The organism is Acidobacteriota bacterium (genome assembly GCA_028874215.1).
Classification (GTDB): Bacteria; Acidobacteriota; UBA6911; order RPQK01; family JAJDTT01; genus JAJDTT01.
Window position 1 is genome coordinate 21,127 of sequence record JAPPLF010000042.1, and the last position, 15,351, is coordinate 36,477.

Annotated in this window: 14 protein-coding genes; 10 read left to right on the top strand and 4 right to left on the bottom strand. The window is 62.7% G+C overall.

What is annotated here, in order from left to right; translation table 11 throughout:
• Window positions 1-5 precede the first annotated feature (5 nt).
• The 4 genes from OXT71_07995 to OXT71_08010 all read left to right on the top strand — a co-directional run bounded on the left by OXT71_07995 (window position 6) and on the right by OXT71_08010 (window position 4,925).
• Window positions 6-1,178 carry a dihydrolipoamide acetyltransferase family protein gene (locus tag OXT71_07995; GenBank protein MDE2926323.1) on the top strand — a complete coding sequence of 391 codons (1,173 nt, stop codon included), beginning with the start codon at window positions 6-8 and terminating at the stop codon, window positions 1,176-1,178.
• Window positions 1,179-1,186: 8 nt separating this feature from the next.
• The gene (locus tag OXT71_08000) at window positions 1,187-2,986 is read left to right on the top strand and encodes a CRTAC1 family protein (protein ID MDE2926324.1); all 1,800 of its coding nucleotides are present in this window, start codon (window positions 1,187-1,189) and stop codon (window positions 2,984-2,986) included.
• A gap of 698 nt (window positions 2,987-3,684) precedes the next feature.
• Window positions 3,685-3,936: a hypothetical protein gene (locus tag OXT71_08005; protein MDE2926325.1), complete on the top strand. Its 252-nt coding sequence runs from the start codon at window positions 3,685-3,687 to the stop codon at window positions 3,934-3,936.
• 107 nt (window positions 3,937-4,043) lie between these two features.
• Window positions 4,044-4,925 carry a formylglycine-generating enzyme family protein gene (locus tag OXT71_08010; GenBank protein ID MDE2926326.1) on the top strand — a complete coding sequence of 294 codons (882 nt, stop codon included), beginning with the start codon at window positions 4,044-4,046 and terminating at the stop codon, window positions 4,923-4,925.
• 114 nt (window positions 4,926-5,039) lie between these two features.
• Here OXT71_08010 and OXT71_08015 read toward each other — a convergent pair whose 3' ends face one another.
• Window positions 5,040-5,549, bottom strand: a complete 510-nt coding sequence (locus OXT71_08015; GenBank protein MDE2926327.1) for a VOC family protein — start codon at window positions 5,547-5,549, stop codon at window positions 5,040-5,042.
• Between the two features lie 64 nt (window positions 5,550-5,613).
• Window positions 5,614-6,483 carry a glucose 1-dehydrogenase gene (locus tag OXT71_08020; GenBank protein ID MDE2926328.1) on the bottom strand — a complete coding sequence of 290 codons (870 nt, stop codon included), beginning with the start codon at window positions 6,481-6,483 and terminating at the stop codon, window positions 5,614-5,616.
• Window positions 6,484-6,572: 89 nt separating this feature from the next.
• Between OXT71_08020 and OXT71_08025 the strand changes: the two genes are divergently transcribed.
• From OXT71_08025 to OXT71_08035, 3 genes are all read left to right on the top strand, one after another.
• On the top strand, window positions 6,573-7,550 hold the full coding sequence (locus OXT71_08025) for a sugar ABC transporter substrate-binding protein (protein ID MDE2926329.1): 978 nt from the start codon (window positions 6,573-6,575) through the stop codon (window positions 7,548-7,550).
• A complete protein-coding gene (locus tag OXT71_08030) occupies window positions 7,547-8,350 on the top strand; it encodes an ATP-binding cassette domain-containing protein (protein ID MDE2926330.1) in 804 nt (267 codons plus the stop codon). The genes OXT71_08025 and OXT71_08030 overlap by 4 nt, the downstream gene beginning before the upstream one ends.
• Window positions 8,351-8,418: 68 nt before the next feature.
• A complete protein-coding gene (locus OXT71_08035; protein MDE2926331.1) occupies window positions 8,419-9,360 on the top strand; it encodes an ABC transporter permease in 942 nt (313 codons plus the stop codon).
• A 16-nt stretch (window positions 9,361-9,376) separates the two neighbouring features.
• Here OXT71_08035 and OXT71_08040 read toward each other — a convergent pair whose 3' ends face one another.
• Both OXT71_08040 and OXT71_08045 read right to left on the bottom strand, forming a co-directional pair.
• The gene (locus OXT71_08040; protein MDE2926332.1) at window positions 9,377-10,165 is read right to left on the bottom strand and encodes an aldolase/citrate lyase family protein; all 789 of its coding nucleotides are present in this window, start codon (window positions 10,163-10,165) and stop codon (window positions 9,377-9,379) included.
• A 168-nt stretch (window positions 10,166-10,333) separates the two neighbouring features.
• The gene (locus OXT71_08045; protein ID MDE2926333.1) at window positions 10,334-10,768 is read right to left on the bottom strand and encodes a PIN domain-containing protein; all 435 of its coding nucleotides are present in this window, start codon (window positions 10,766-10,768) and stop codon (window positions 10,334-10,336) included.
• 545 nt (window positions 10,769-11,313) lie between these two features.
• On the opposite strand from OXT71_08045, the gene OXT71_08050 reads away from it, so the two are divergent.
• The 3 genes from OXT71_08050 to OXT71_08060 all read left to right on the top strand — a co-directional run bounded on the left by OXT71_08050 (window position 11,314) and on the right by OXT71_08060 (window position 15,328).
• Window positions 11,314-12,462 carry a tetratricopeptide repeat protein gene (locus tag OXT71_08050; GenBank protein MDE2926334.1) on the top strand — a complete coding sequence of 383 codons (1,149 nt, stop codon included), beginning with the start codon at window positions 11,314-11,316 and terminating at the stop codon, window positions 12,460-12,462.
• A gap of 185 nt (window positions 12,463-12,647) precedes the next feature.
• Complete coding sequence (locus tag OXT71_08055) at window positions 12,648-13,517, top strand: transporter substrate-binding domain-containing protein (protein MDE2926335.1); 870 nt, start codon at window positions 12,648-12,650, stop codon at window positions 13,515-13,517.
• Between the two features lie 167 nt (window positions 13,518-13,684).
• Complete coding sequence (locus OXT71_08060; GenBank protein ID MDE2926336.1) at window positions 13,685-15,328, top strand: GWxTD domain-containing protein; 1,644 nt, start codon at window positions 13,685-13,687, stop codon at window positions 15,326-15,328.
• Window positions 15,329-15,351 lie beyond the last annotated feature (23 nt).

A 15,351-nucleotide genomic window follows, 5' to 3' on the forward strand; every position in this document is an offset into this window, starting at 1 on the left:
GCAACGTGGCCACTGAAGTCATCATGCCTGCGCTGGAAATGTCCCAGGAGCAGGGCGTCCTGGTGCGTTGGCTCAAGTCCGAGGGGGAGTTCGTGGCCCGGGGCGAGCCCCTGATGGAGATCGAGACCGACAAGGCGGTGATGGAGATCGAGGCCTCCGCTTCGGGGATCCTGTCCAACGTCACGGCCCGGGAGGGGGACGAGGTCCCGGTGGGGCAGGGGATCGCCTGGCTCCTGAACGAAGGTGAAGCGGCCCCCCCGCCGGCCGTCGGTGCGCCCAGGCCGCAGCGACCCTCCGCTCGCCCCGGAACCGCCCGCCGTGAACGCGAAACCAAGACTCCACCAGCCCGGTCACCGGCCCGCCGGGGAAGGGTCCGGGCAACCCCTCGAGCCAGGAAGCTGGCCCGGAAGTTGGGCATTGACCTGGCCGCCGTCACGGGAACCGGACCCAAGGGCGCCATTCTGCCCCGGGATCTGGAGGCGCACCAGACTGCTTCCAAGAAAGACGCCGCCGCGGAATCGGAGTATCGCGCCGTTCCCATCAAGGGAACACGGCGCTCCATCGCCCGCCGCACGAGCGAGAGCTACCGGAACGCACCCCACATCACCCTCTCCCTCTCTCTGGACGTGACCGAACTGCAGGCCAGGACGACTCCGCAACGCCGGCTCACGCCCTGCCTGCTGAAAGCGGTGGCCGGCGCGCTCATGAAGCACCCCCGGCTCAACGCCCACGTTGTGGAGGAGGAGATCCGCGAGTTCGCGTCAGTCCATCTGGGCGTGGCCGTCTCGCTGGAAGACGGCCTCGTGGTTCCGGTGTTGCACAACGTGGAGCGGAAGGAAATCGAACGGATCCAGACGGAACTGGCGGATCTGGCCCATCGATCCCGAAAACGGTCGCTCCAGCCCGAGGAGATGAAGGGAAGCACCTTCTCGGTCTCCAACCTGGGCATGTACGGCATCGAGCAGTTCACCTCCATCCTGAATCCGCCTGAGGTGGGGATCCTATCGGTGGGGACGGTCCGCGCCGTGCCGGTGGTGGTAGACGGGAAGGTCGCCGTCCGCTCCAGGATGCAGGTGACCCTGAACGCCGATCACCGGGCGGTGGATGGTGCGGTTGCGGCCCGGTTTCTGCAGACCCTCAAGGTGTCCGTCGAGTCCGCCGGCGAGGCGGTGTCCTGAGTCCAACTTTGCGAAGGTCGACTCTGCAGCTCGTTTTTCTGATCCTGCTCATAAACGCCGGAATCCTCACCGGTTTCTCCCGGTCGGGAGGCGGCGCAGACGGGGTTTTCTCCGACGAAACGGAAAAGGCAGGCCTCGACTTCGTCCATTTCAACGGCATGTCGGGCAAGTTCTACTACTGCGAGATGGTGGGCGGAGGCGGCGCCCTGTTCGACTACGACAGCGACGGCGACCTGGACCTCTATGTGATCCAGGGGCACATGTTGGGAGAGGGTGATCCGTCCGGCGGCACCGGCGTTTCCCGGGCGGGGACGGCTCCTATGGACCGGCTCTACCGGAACGATCTGCTGGTGCAGCCGGATGGAACCCGCCGGGTCCGCTTTACCGACGTCACCGCCGCCAGCGGGATCCGGTCACTCGGTTACGGAATGGGGGTGGCCACAGCGGACTTCGACAACGACGGCTGGGTCGACCTCTACGTCATGAACTTCGGCCCCAATCAGATGTTTCGGAACCGGGGCGACGGCACCTTCGAGGACGTCACCGCGAAAACCGGCACCGGCGACGGGAGATGGGGGGTGAGTGCGGCCTTTCTGGACTACGACCGGGACGGTTGGCTCGACCTCTTCCTGGGGAACTACGTCGATTTCAGATTCTCCAACCAGAAGCTCTGCCATGCTCCCAGCGGTGCCGTCGACTACTGCGGTCCCCTGGGTTATGAGCCGGTGCCCAATCGCCTCTATCGAAACCGGCGGGACGGAAGCTTCGAGGACGTGTCGGCCAGGAGCCAGATCTCAAGGGAGTACCACGGGGCATTGGGCGTGGTGGCGGCCGACCTGAACGCCGACGGCTGGCCGGACGTCTACGTGGCCAACGACCAGAGGCCCAACGACCTCTGGATCAATCAGAAGGACGGGACCTTCATGAACGAGTCCCTGCTGGCCGGAGCCGCCTTCAACCGGGACGGAATGGCCGAGTCCAGCATGGGAGTCGACGCGGCGGATTTTGACAACGACGGGGACGAAGACCTTTTCATGACGCATCTGAAGAGCGAGAAGAACACCCTCTACACCAATGACGGCACGGGTTTTTTCAAGGACGCGTCGCTGGAAGCCAACCTGGCCGTCTCCAGCCTCCCGTTCACGGCCTTCGGCACGCGGTTCTTCGACTACGACAACGACGGTTGGCTGGACCTGTTCGCCGCCAACGGGGAAGTCAGGACCATCGAGGCCCTGGCGAGACGGGGCGACCCGTATCCGTTGCATCAGCCGAACCAGCTCTTTCGCAACCTGGGCGACGGCCGGTTCCGGGAAGTGACCAGCCAGGCGGGACCGGTGTTCCGGCTCTCGGAAGTGAGCCGCGGCGCGGCGTTCGGGGACATGGACAACGACGGAGACACCGACGTGGTGCTCTTCAACAACAACGGACGCACCCGGTTGCTGGTCAACCGGGCCGGAACGGAAAATCGCTGGTTGGGCCTGCGCCTGGTGGGACGAAAGAGCAATCGGGATGCACTGGGAGCCTGGGTCGGAGTGTTCCGCGAAAGAGGGCCGACCCTCTGGCGCCGGGTCCGGACCGACGGCAGCTATGCCTCATCCAACGATCCCCGAATCCTCGTGGGATTGGGCGATTCCGCCAAAGTGATCCGAGTCCGGGCTCACTGGCCCAGCGGTCTCGTGGAGGAGTGGACCGGCATCGAAGCAGGCCGTTACGTCACGCTCGACGAAGGAAGCGGGGAAGAATGGAACGTTACAAGAAAGGAGAGGAACCATAATGACACTCACAGGAAGGAAATCGAAATAAATTAGCCGGACTTATCCCCCTCTCACCCGCCAACCTATTGCCTGAAATCTCGACCTGAATTTGCCAAATTACAGGTGCATTGCGACTAATGTCATTAACTCAGGATGACAGGGACAGGCGCGGTCCGGAGACACTTCGGCCTCTGGCCGGTCGGTGTTTTGGAAAACAATAAACAGTCCAAACTACTACAAAATAAGGAGAAATTCCATTGGGGAAAAGTGAGGGGGAAAACCTTGTCCGAAAGGGGACTTCTGGTGTATGGTGGGGTCGTGGGTGAGCCCGCCGGGTGCTGCAACACCCTGCGGGCTCTAAACCAACTCGTCCTATGCTGGAGGAAGAGCCAGCCTGAGTCTTATTCTACTCGACCCGGAATCCGGTTTCAGTCCAGCATAGGACGTCCTCTCGAATATGGTGGCAGGAAAAGTGCCCGTTTGTCTCCGATTCGCGGCGTCATCTTCAAGATCGACTGCCGTGGGGTTCGGGAACCTGCACTGGAGGTGGCCTTTACGCGCTCCTCACGGTGTCACTCCTTCTGCAAGAAGCCGGCGGCGAATCGATTAGTTCGGCGCCGGTATCACCGACGGACCAGATCCACACACAACCTGGAGGAATGACGCCGGCTGTTCTGGTAGAGCCGGCTGAATTGGGCCGGACACGTTGGTTGAGTCGACCGGACGCTGAATTGACAGTAGGGATGACGGCAATGTCGGAGAATCGAAAGTTGTTCGGCTTGGATGACATCCAAGCCATCCGCCTGGTCTGCCTCAGTTGCAACGAAGAGATCCTCTTCCCGAAACACATTCCGGCAAGAGATCATTGTCCCCACTGCGACGTCCGGTTAGACGCGAGAGGCCTGGAACCGGTCACCGAGCTGAACCTGGCGCGGATCATCCGGCAACTCACTCAGGATCCAAGCGGGCTCCTGGACATCCGATTCGAGGTCATGGATCCGTGATCCGGTGCGGCAACTCCATGAGATGGTGGTCCACGGATTGACAGGGGCAATATGGGGCTTTTGCATCGCAGGCCAACGAAGACGAACCGGAGCCGAGAGGAGGAAGCATGATCGGGAACTCGATCTCACGGTGCCGGCTTGGGACCGTGGCCGGGTGGACCATACTCCTCCTCGCCGGGAGCTTGACGGCTCAGGAAGAAGCCTCGACGCCGTGCCAGTGGACCAACAGCATCGGAATGGAGTTCGTGCGGGTGCCGGCCGGCGAGTTCCGGATGGGGTCGGAGAGAGGGTTTGCGGACGATGACGAAAAACCGGTGACCCGGGTGAAGATCAGCCGGGGGTTTTACCTGGGGAAATACGAGGTGACTCAGGGTCAGTGGGAGGCGGTGATGGGTTCGAATCCCTCGGATTTCAAGAACTGCGGCCGAGACTGCCCGGTGGAGAGTGTTTCGTGGGACGACGTGCAGCAGTTCGTCAGCAAGCTGAACGGCATGGAGGGAAGAGCGCGGTACCGGTTGCCGACGGAGGCCGAGTGGGAATACGCGGCGCGGGCGGGAACTTGGACGGACACGCCTGCAGGAGACTTGGATCTATTGGGGCAAAACAACGTGCCCATGTTGGACACGATTGCGTGGTACGGCGGCAACAGCGGAGTGAGGTACGAGGGCGGGGTCGATTGTTCGGACTGGAATGAAACGCAGTACCCGGCGACGCGGTGCGGGACTCATCCGGTGGGGAAGAAGGCTGCGAATGATCTCGGGCTGCACGACATGCTGGGGAACGTGTGGGAGTGGGTCGAGGACCGGTACGGGGAGTACCCTGGAGGCAGTGTCACGGATCCCAAGGGTCCTGCGACGGGTTCCCTTCGGGTCCGCCGGGGGGGCGGTTGGAGCCACGACGCTCTCGGCAGCCGGTCGGCGTATCGCGCCGGCGCCGCCCCCGGGAATCGCTATCACTACCTGGGTTTCCGCCTTCTGAGGGTCGAGTGATCTGTCCCTGCCGCGCCGGGATGCCGTCACGGCATGGCCGGGGAGCCTGTCCTGTCGGGATGGGGCAGGAGAATCCTCAAAGCAAGGACAACCGCGAGGGTTGCCCCTACGTTACTATTCGCTCCACTCGAAATCGTGCTCGATCTGGCCGCCGGTGCCGGTCTCGTTGAGCTCCAGGAGGTTGCCGTCGGGATCGTAGAAGAAGAGCACGTGCCAGTCCCCTTCTCCCGAGAACCGGACCGGAGGGGAAACGAACTCGACGCCCTCCGCCTTCAATCGTTTGTAGATCTCAGGAAGGTTCTCCACTCCGAAGCAGATGTGGGCGCTGGGCACGTGGTGGATCTCGTATCTCGCCTGGGGGCTTTCCGGCGTCAACCACTGGATGATGTCGAAGGTCAACGCCACCCCTTCGTCGTTCCGGTCGTACCCCTGGACGCCCTCCGGTGCGCGCATGCGGTATTCTCGCATGTGGCAGCCCGGCTTTTTCACCATCTCCGCCACCGGACCCGCGATGTGCTCTTCCGGAGTCACCACCTCCAGACCCAACAGATCGCGATAGAAGTGCAGCGATTTCTCGATGTCGCTCACCATGACGGCGATGTGGTCGATCTTCTTCACGTACATTCGATTTGGCTCCTTTCGGTTCGTGTCTCCCGGGCGCCGGCCTCGGAAGCCGTGCGTTTCGGGCTCACTTCGTCGTATAGCCTCCGTCGGCCACCAGAACAGCGCCGGTGACGAAGGAAGCGTCGTCGCTCACCAGGAAGAGAATGCAGTTCGCCACCTCGTGCGGGTCGGCGAACCTCTCCAGCAGATTGCTTTTGCGATAGGGCGCCAGGTGTTCCTCCGGCACGCCGTCCAGCATGGGAGTGTTCATGGAGCCGGGGCAGACCGTGTTCACCCGGATCCCCTCCAGGGCGTGGTCATGGGCCATGCACTTGGCCAGACCGATCAAGCCGTGCTTGGAGGCGTTGTAGGAAGCCTGTTCCGCGTTGGACACCACGCCGGAAAGGGACGAGATACAGACGATGTTCCCCGATTTCTGCTTGCGCATCTGCCGGATGGCGTACTTGGAGCAGAGGAACGGGCCCTTCAGATTGACGCCCAGGACGAAGTCCCAATCCTCCTCCGTGGTCTCAGGAACCGCCTTCTCCACCTGGACGCCGGCGTTGTTGATGAGGATGTCGATCCGGCCGAAGCGGGCGACGGCCGCAGCCATGAGGTTGCGGGCGTCCGTGGCCGATGAAACGTTGGTTTTGACGAAAAGGGCTTCGGTTCCGGAATCCCGGAGAGATCGGACCACGCCTTCTCCGGCCTCCAGGTTGATGTCCGCAATGACCACTTTGGCCCCTTCGGCCGCAAAAATCCTGGCCGTAGACTCCCCCAGGCCGCTGCCGCCGCCGGTGATGACCGCCACCCTGCCGTCCAGTTTTCCGGGCATGCCGTGTTCCTCTTTTCGCGCCGCTTGCCCCCGTTCGATGAGGCGCTCCGATTGAATGGGTTCGACTTCCGGACCGGTCCCCCCGGCCCCTTTGGCCAAGCCGTCCCGGACTCGACCCAAGGTATTGAATCCGGTGCCGTGAGGCAAGCGCGTCACGGTTTCGGGCGATCTGCAAAGGCCTTCCGAATCATGGTAGTGTCCCGCTCGTTGTGACTCGATGCCTGGCGTTCCTTTTCTCTCTGTTGCTGCTCTGTTCGTGCGCTGCCCCGGGTCCCGATACCCCCGCCGACGGCCGCCTGAGGATCGCCTTTATCTCCAAGTCCTACACCGATCCCTTCTGGCTGGACGCCATCGACGGCGCCCAACGGGCGGCCGAGGAGAGCGGCGTGGAGCTGCTGCTTTACGCCGCCAAGAGCGAGACTCACGTCGTGGAGCAGGTCCAGATCGTGGAGAACATGATCCAGATCGGTGTGGATGGCATCGTCTTGGCGCCCTGCGACTCCAACGCCCTGGCGCCCGCCGTGTTGAAGGTGAACCAGGCCGGGATACCGATCACCGTCATCGACACCGGGATAAGCGAAGGAGCCATCGTCACCTTCGCGGCCACCGACAATGTCCTCTGCGGCACCATGGCCGCCGACCGTCTCGCCGACCGCCTGGGCGCTCAAGGGAAGGTGGGAATCATCGCGTGTCCACCCAACATTCTGCCCTGCCGGGAAATCCTGAAAGGATTCGAGGAGGGGCTCGGCAAATATCCCGGTTTGGACTTGGTGGGATCTCCCCTGGGGGTCCCGTTTTGCGACCAGTCCTTCAACGCCACCACCGATCTGCTGACGGCGCATCCCGATCTGGACGGTCTCTACATCATCGGAGGTCCCGCTGTGCTCTGCGCCGTCCAGGCGGCCGGCGCCTTCGGAAAAAACCTCGGCGGCGACCTGAAGGTGGTGGGCCGCGGCTCCATCGGCAAGGCGGGGATGGGCGAACTGGAGGCGGTCAAGCGTGGCGAGATCGACGCCATGGTCGCCCAGTTTCCGGCCAAGATGGGCTATTCCGGCGTCGACAGCATCGTCAGGTACCGCCGGGGAATCGAATCCCCGCCATTCACCGACACCGGCGTCGTGGTGGTGACGAAGGAGAACGTGGACGAGTTCATCCGGCAGATCGAGAGCGGGGAGCCGCTCCTGTGAGCGTGCCGGAAAGCGTCCCCGGAAGCACGACCGCTCTCCCTGCCCGGGGGGAAGCCGGGTCAGCGCTGCTGGAGGCGGTGGGCGTCACCAAGCGATTTGGCGCGCTGACAGCAGTCGATGGAGCCGGTCTCACGGTCGGGCGCGCCGAGATCGTTGGCCTGGTCGGCGGCAACGGGGCCGGAAAATCGACGCTGATCCACCTCATCTCCGGCGTCGATCGACCCGATGGGGGACAGTTCCTCATGGAGGGCCGCCCGCTTCGACCGGGAAGTCCCGCCGAGGCCCGTCACCACGGAATCGAGACCGTATACCAGGACCTGGCGCTCCTGGGTGAGCTGGACGTGACCGCCAACATTTTTTTGGGACGGGAGTGGCGTCGGGGCGTCCGCGGGCTCCGCTGGCTGGCGGAGAAGTCCATGAGGACCAAAGCGGAAGAGTTGATCCGCGAGCTCGGCTACGACTTCGGCGCCGCAACCCGGGTCCGCTACCTTTCGGGGGGACAGCGGCAGGCGGTGGCCCTGGCCCGCGCCCTTCTGGCCCGCGCCAAGCTCATTCTCATGGACGAGCCGACAGCGGCTCTGGGAGTCGCGGAGACCCGAAAAACGCTGGATCTCATCCGGAAGTTCCGGGACAAGGGGGTCTCCCTGATCGTGATCGGTCACGAGTTGGAGGACATCTTCTCCATCGCCGACCGGATCGTGGTCATGCGGAAGGGGGCGACGGTGGCCGACCTGAGGACCCGTTCCACGAATCAGGACGAGGTCGTCAGCCTGATGCTGAAGGGACCGCGTCCCGTCTGAACGTGAATTTGAGAGGCTTCCTGCCAGATTTCATCTCCGGCTCGAGGGGCACGGGACTCCCTCGAGGATTGCTGAGGCTCACCCGGTTCAAGGCGTTGCTTGTGGCCACCCTCATTCTGGTGGCCGTGGTGTCCATGATCTCCCCGGTCTTTCTCACCACCCGCAATTTCCTCAACATCCTGGAGCAGCTCTCCATCAACGCCATCGTCGCAGCCGGTATGACCTTCGTCATCATCGCCGCCGGGATCGACCTCTCGGTGGGGTCCATCCTGGCCCTGGGGAGCATGGGAGCGGCCGGACTCCTGGTCTCGGGGATCCCGGTTCCCGGGGCCATCGCGGGCGGAGTGCTGGTGGGAATCGCCGCCGGCGCGGTCAACGGGATCGCCGTGGCCTACGGCCGGATCCCGGCCTTCATCATGACCCTGGGAATGCTCAACGTCGCCCGGGGCACCGTCATGTTTCTCACCAGCGGCAACTCCATCGTCGGTTTCCCGGAGACTTTTCTGTTCCTGGGCAAGGGGCGCATCGGTCCGATCCCGGTTCTGGTGCTGATCACGGCGGCGGTCTACCTGATCGGCCACCTGGTGCTGGTGAAGACCCGCTTCGGCCGCTACACCTTCGCCATCGGAAACGATCCCGAGACGGCCCGCCGCCTGGGGGTTCGCGTCAAGCGCCACCAGTTCCTGCTCTACGCCATGAGCGGCGGCCTCGCTTCCTTCGCGGGGATCCTGCTGGCGGCCCGACTGAATTCCGCCCTCACCCTGGCGGGGACGGGGGCGGAGCTCGACGTCATCGCGGCCGTGGTCATCGGGGGAACGAGCCTGTACGGAGGCCGGGGCTCCATGCCGGGGACGCTGCTGGGAGTGATCTTCTTTCAGATCGTCCGCAACGCCCTGAACATCCTGGGCATCTCGGTATTCGTGCAGCAGATAGCCGTGGGCGCACTGCTCAGCTTCAGCGCCCTGGCTGATTTTCTCTACGACCGCTGGGGACGGCAGGAAGGGAGTTGAACCGGGTAACGGGGTGTCAGCCGTTCTCGGTCTTCCCGGATTGGGAAGCGCGAAAGGTTTCCAATGCGGACTTGGCCCCGCCGACAAGAAGGCTGTAATCGCTCCCGTAGCCCAGGAAGGTGAATCCCTGTTCCAGGCGGTGAGCCAGGTCGTCCGGACTCCCGACGCCGATGCCGATGGCCACGCCGGAGTCCCGGCCCACCTTGAGAGCCTTGTCGATCACGGCGTCCGTCTCCGGGTGCGGCTGACGCCTGGGGTCCACGCCCAGAGCCAGCGACAGGTCCCACATGCCCATGTAGAGCAGGTCGACTCCGGGCACGGACGCGATCCGCTCCAGGTCCTCCACCGCCTCGGCCGTCTCCAGCAGCAGGCCCACCAGGATGTTTTGGTTGGCCCGTTCCAGGTAGTCGTCGTAGTCGAGGGTGTAGCGGGACGCCCGCAGGGGACCGAACCCGCGGTTTCCCTCCGGCGGATAACGGGTGGCGGCCACCGCCGCCTCCGCCTCCTCCACGGTCTTCACCATGGGGACGATGATCCCCATGCCGCCGATATCCAGAGCCTTCTGGATGGCGAACAGGTCCGAGGGCGGCACCCGGACCATGGGCATGGCGCCGGAGCCGTCGATGGCCATCAGCATGCGCTCGACCTGAGCCGAATCCAGGGCGTTGTGCTCGGTTTCGACCAGCAGCCAGTCGTAGCCGCAATAGGCCAGCAGTTCGGCCACGGGGGGACTTCCCAGTCCCAGAAAACAGCCGACGGCAGTCTCGCCCGCAATGACCTTCTGACGAACCCGGTTTTCCTGCATATGAGAATGCCTCCGTTGAGAATCGGTCCGCAGAAGATATGGGACCGGGAGAGGTGTGTCAAAGCCGTCCGGGTCGACCGCTGAGTGGCGTCTTTCCAACCGCCGAAAATTGGCCCGTGCCGAATCGGGACCCCTGTTTTCCGGTCCGGTCTGCTGACAGTTGCCGGTTCATACCGGAATAATATGGACTGCGCTCAGTTCCTCCCGCGCCAGGAGACTGGCGAAGCCGGAATCGAATGTGGCCAACTGACCTCCATACTGAATCGCCAAGGCCAGGAGCACGGCGTCGGAAATCTGGCGATATCCCTGGATTCTCCTGAGGATTCCTGGCGGCAGATCGGCGATGGAACGATCCATGGGCCAAAAGGAATGCGATTCCAGTTCTCTGAGCTTTCCCAACAGCCGAATGGCATCGGCGGGTGTTGCTGCCTGTTTGACCGCGGACGGATTACATGAAACGCGAACGAATCCGGCTTCGGTCAGGGGACAGGTGGCCCATCCGTCGCTCCGGCCCCCCGTAAACCAAGACTGCGCTGCATCATGATGTACGTGGTTGGGCCAAGTCAGAGCAATGAGAACGTTGACGTCGAGCAAGCGGGTCATGGCCAATCGCTGAGAGCTCTTTGCACGTCCTCACTCGTGATCGGGTCAGTCCCGGCTTCGACGCGAAAAACCGGAATGCCGTCATCATCGCTGGTCCGGGTCCGCCTGAATCCACGCCTCGCCAATACCGACAATGCGCTCCCGAGGCTGACTCCTTTCCTCGCTGCGAGTGCCCGCGCCACGGCCAGCACATCGTCATCTATGGCAACTGTGGTTCGCATAAGAACATCATAACATCATCACATCACCTTACCGAACCTTCGAGACCTTCAGTTATCCGATCCGGTGCCACCAGCGCTAATGGCATACCAAGAGTACGGAAGAGAGAAAGGGGTTTCGAAGCGGGTGTGCCGGAGTCGGAGGCATGACGATTTGCCCGTTTGGGAGCCCGACGGCGTCGGTCGCGGCTATGTTGCCTGAGGGTCCTGCCTTATCATCTCATCGAGGATGGTTCCTCCTGGTTTTCTTGGAGTCACGCCTCGATTGAGCCGGGTTCCGTCGGCCGAGAGACCAGGCGGATTCCTGCCGGTCCGGATTGCAATGCCATGGTGAGTCGCATCCTGTTGCTCTCGACGATTCTGCCGGTGGCCATGGCAGGACGGGCCGACGGACAAGAAACTGCGGTTCAGAGGCAGTTGCAGGACGCCATTGCGGCGGAGCAGAGAGGCGATTGGCAGGCGGCCGAAAAAACTTACAGCAGCATCCTGAAACTGCACCCCCAACGGGCCGACGTCATGGTCCGGCTGGGGCTGGTCTATCAGCACCGGGGCAGGTTGGAACCGGCCGTCGACGCGATCCGGAGCGCCCTGACTCTCGACCCCGAACTCCCCGGCGCCCATTTTTACCTGGGCCTCGCATATTTCGGCCTGCGCGGCTACGCCGAGGCCGCAGGGGTCCTGCAGGAGGCGATTTCCCGGGATCCGGAAAACGTCAAGGCTCAGGTCCATTTGGGAGCTTGCTTCCTGGCCCTGGGGCGGGTGGACGAGAGCATCGGACACCTGGAGGAGTTGACGCGTGTCCATCCTCGGGAACTGGAAGCCTTGCAGACACTGGCCCAAGCCTATCTGACCAAGGGCAACGACGACGGCTTCAACCGGACCATCGCCCGGGTCGACGAGGTCGAACCCGATTCCTTCCGGTCCCAGCAGCTCCGGGCCGAGTTTTTCGCCGCTCGAAGGCGTTTGAGCGAAGCGGCGCAGGCGTATGAGAAAGCGGCCGCCCGGAACCCGAACGCGCCGGGAGTGAACTTCGCTCTGGGGGACATCTACTTCGAACTGGGGGAATACGACAAGGCGGAGCCGGCGCTGCGGAAGGAGCTGAGAATCGATCCGCATCACCCCATCGTCAACCTGGAGCTGGGAATCATCAACAACTCGCGGCGCCGGTTCGACCAGGCGATTCGGCACTTGGAGACGGCATTGCGGGCGGACGGCCGGCTCACGGACGCCTACGTGGCGCTTGCCTCGGCGTTCGTGGCCAAGGGCCGGCTGCCGGCCGCCGAAGGCGCCCTCCGGCGGGCGATCGCATTGGCTCCCCGGGATCCGCAGCCCTACTACGAATTGGCGCAGGTCTTCCGGAAGCTGGGGAGGATGGAAGATGCCCGGGCCTCGTTGGAACGCTTTCAGAGGTTGGAAGAGGAGGAGAACCAGGAGCGGCAACGCGCAGCGGAAGGCCTGTTGCACAGTAACCCGTGACGCGCGGCCTCGCGGGGATGCTCGAGGCGTCCACTGGGCCTCGATCCGGGCGACTGCTTCTGCTACAGTTTGTGAACAATCGTTCACGTTCATTGTGTTCCATATTGTATTGAGTCCAACAATATCCCTGGTTGGAACTCCGAGTTGGAGGTTGGAGCGGATATTCACTTCATAGGAGGTCTCTGATGCGAAGAAAGCACGTTGTGAGTGGCTTGGTCGTGGTTGCCCTGGTTGTCGGGGTCAACACTCCGGCGATGGCCCAGATTTTCCCCTGGTGGTCTTTTGACAGCGTCCTCGATGAGGTCCAGGACCGTGGCACGATAAGGGTCGGTCTTGGTCTGTTCGAGCCGTGGTCGCTCTGCAACAACGACGGCGAACTGGTCGGTTTTGAGATCGATGTCGCGACCAAGTTGGCCGCGGACATGGGGGTCGAGGTTGAATTTGCGCGGACGAACTGGAGCTACATCATTTCCTCACTGATCGCTGAGGATTTTGACGCCATCATCAGTGGCATGACAATCCTTCCAAGCCGCAATCTCAGGATCAATTTCACCTCACCGTACAACATGACCGGCGTCTATCTCGTGGCGAATACAGCGCAGACCATGGACTTGGAAACGTTGGAAGATTTCAACAGCGCCGATGTCACGATTGGGACCCGGAGGGGAGCGTCGTCAATCCCTGCGATCGAGAACGTATTTCCCAATGCTATGATCGAACTCTTCGATACGGACACCGAGATCCTCGATGCCGTCGTGGCCGGTGACGTCCATGCCGCGGCAGCGTTCGCGACAACACGCAACTCATGGGTCGAAGCCAACCCGGACACCCTCCACCTGCCGAGCGACGATGCCTTTGGGTCGGAAGCGTTGGCGATGGGGATACGGAAGGGCGATCTCGACACCCTGAATTTCCTCAATGGCTGGATAACGGTCAACGAGGCTAGTGGCTGGCTCGAACAGCGCCGCCAGTATTGGTTCGAGGGCACCGAGTGGGAGGATCAGAGGGCTACCGATCCGGACGTCATCGCTGCGTGCGATCAGTCCTTTCTGTAGCCGGCGTTATTGGGAGGGCATGGGCGGCGGCTGTGCGGCCGCCGCTCCCTCCCACTGCCGGGGACAGAAATGTCCCTGGTCCTCTCGTCGCGGCTAACGAGAGTTCTTCGATTCCTCGTATTCTTCCAAATCATCCTACGCGGGTTGTTGTAGAATAGTCCGCAACGATGAACATCCGCCGATCCCGCTTCCTGTTTTCCCTGGCCGCATTTGCCCTGCTTCCCCTGCTGCTTCTCGCTGCGCCGGCAAAGGAGAAGAACGACCGGGAGGTCGACGGGAGGGTGCAGGCCGAAGAGTCGCAGGACCATTTCCGGAAGTGGCTCAACGAGGACGTGCTCTACATCATCACGGAAGATGAGAGGTCCGTCTTCGAAGGACTCACCAACGAAGCCGAGAAGGAGCAGTTCATCGAGCAGTTCTGGTATCGGCGGGACCCGGACCTCAGGACCCCCATCAACGAGTACAAGGAAGAGCACTACCGCCGCATCGCGTACGCCAACGAGCGCTACCACAGCGGCAGGTCCGGTTGGAGATCGGACCGCGGACGGATCTACATCATCCACGGGCCTCCGGATGAGATCGAGGACTTCGGCGGCGGTGGCCAATACGTCCGCGAGTCGTACGAAGGCGGCGGGACCACCACCGTCCATCCCTTCGAGCGGTGGCGGTATCGAAAGATCGACGGGCTCGGGAGCGACATCACCCTGGAATTCGTGGACGAGTCCCGCACCGGGGAGTACCGGCTTGCCCTCAATCCGGACGAGAAGGACGCGGCGATCGGCCTGCCCGGCGTGGGGCTGACGGACACCGAGAGGTTGGGCCTGACCCAGAAGGGGAGGCGCTTGCATCCCGACGAGATGCACAACCCCTACCTCCGGGCCAACATGCGGCGCCAGGACCATCCCTTCACCCGTTTCGAGATCTTCGCCAAGACCCAGGCGGCCCGGCCCATCAAGTACAACGACCTCCGGGATCTGGTCAAAGTCACGGTGAACTACACCAATCTCCCGTTCCAGGTTCGGAGCGACTATTTCCGGTTGAACCAGGACAAGGTGCTGATTCCCGTCACCGTGGAGTTGCAGAACCGGGACATGACCTTCAAGCAGGAGGGTACCTCCCACTACGCCCAGATCGGCCTCTACGGCGCGATCACCAGCATAGGGAAGAAGTTCATCCAGGAATTCGATCAGGACATGACCGTCGCCTACCCCGACAAGTGGATCGAGTTGGGGCGGCAGAGCCGGTCCCTCTACCAGAAGGTGCTGTTGTTGGACAACAATACGCGCTACAAGCTGGACTTGATCGTCAAGGACCTCAACGGCGACAACGTGGGCGCCCTCAGCCACGCCCTGATCCCACCGCCTTCGGTGAAGGAGAACCGGAAACTGAGCGCCAGCTCGCTGGTTCTTTCCGACCACATGCGGGAGCTGGAGGAGTTGCCGGAAGGCGACGAGATGTTCGTCTTCGGAGACGTCAAGCTCCGGCCCAGCATCGCCCGGAAGTTCACCCGGAAGATTCCCCTCGGGATCTATCTGCACCTGTACAATTTCAAGGTGGATCAGGCTTCCAACGCCCCCTTGCTGGAGGTCTCGTACCGGATCCGAAACGGGAACGGCCAACTGGTCCGGGACGTCACTGACAGCGCCGGGGAATCAATCCAGTTTCTCTCCGAAGAAAGGGTCGTCCTGACCAAGAGACTGGACCTGAGTGACCTGGAGCCCGGCAACTACCTGGCGCAGGTCGAGGCGCTGGATTCCTCCAGCAACGAACGGGTGCGGTTGGAGGACCGCTTTCGAGTCGTGGGGAACTGACTCGCCCTTCCCATCTGGCCGGC

What these genes read in the sequence shown, in the direction of transcription:
- OXT71_08005 (MDE2926325.1), top strand. Translation starts at nt 3,685, where the DNA reads ATGTCGGAGAATCGAAAGTTGTTCGGCTTGGATGACATCCAAGCCATC.
- OXT71_08010 (MDE2926326.1), top strand. Translation starts at nt 4,044, where the DNA reads ATGATCGGGAACTCGATCTCACGGTGCCGGCTTGGGACCGTGGCCGGG.
- OXT71_08015 (MDE2926327.1), bottom strand. Translation starts at nt 5,549, where the DNA reads ATGTACGTGAAGAAGATCGACCACATCGCCGTCATGGTGAGCGACATC.
- OXT71_08040 (MDE2926332.1), bottom strand. Translation starts at nt 10,165, where the DNA reads ATGCAGGAAAACCGGGTTCGTCAGAAGGTCATTGCGGGCGAGACTGCC.
- OXT71_08045 (MDE2926333.1), bottom strand. Translation starts at nt 10,768, where the DNA reads ATGACCCGCTTGCTCGACGTCAACGTTCTCATTGCTCTGACTTGGCCC.
- OXT71_08050 (MDE2926334.1), top strand. Translation starts at nt 11,314, where the DNA reads ATGGTGAGTCGCATCCTGTTGCTCTCGACGATTCTGCCGGTGGCCATG.
- OXT71_08055 (MDE2926335.1), top strand. Translation starts at nt 12,648, where the DNA reads ATGCGAAGAAAGCACGTTGTGAGTGGCTTGGTCGTGGTTGCCCTGGTT.
- OXT71_08060 (MDE2926336.1), top strand. Translation starts at nt 13,685, where the DNA reads ATGAACATCCGCCGATCCCGCTTCCTGTTTTCCCTGGCCGCATTTGCC.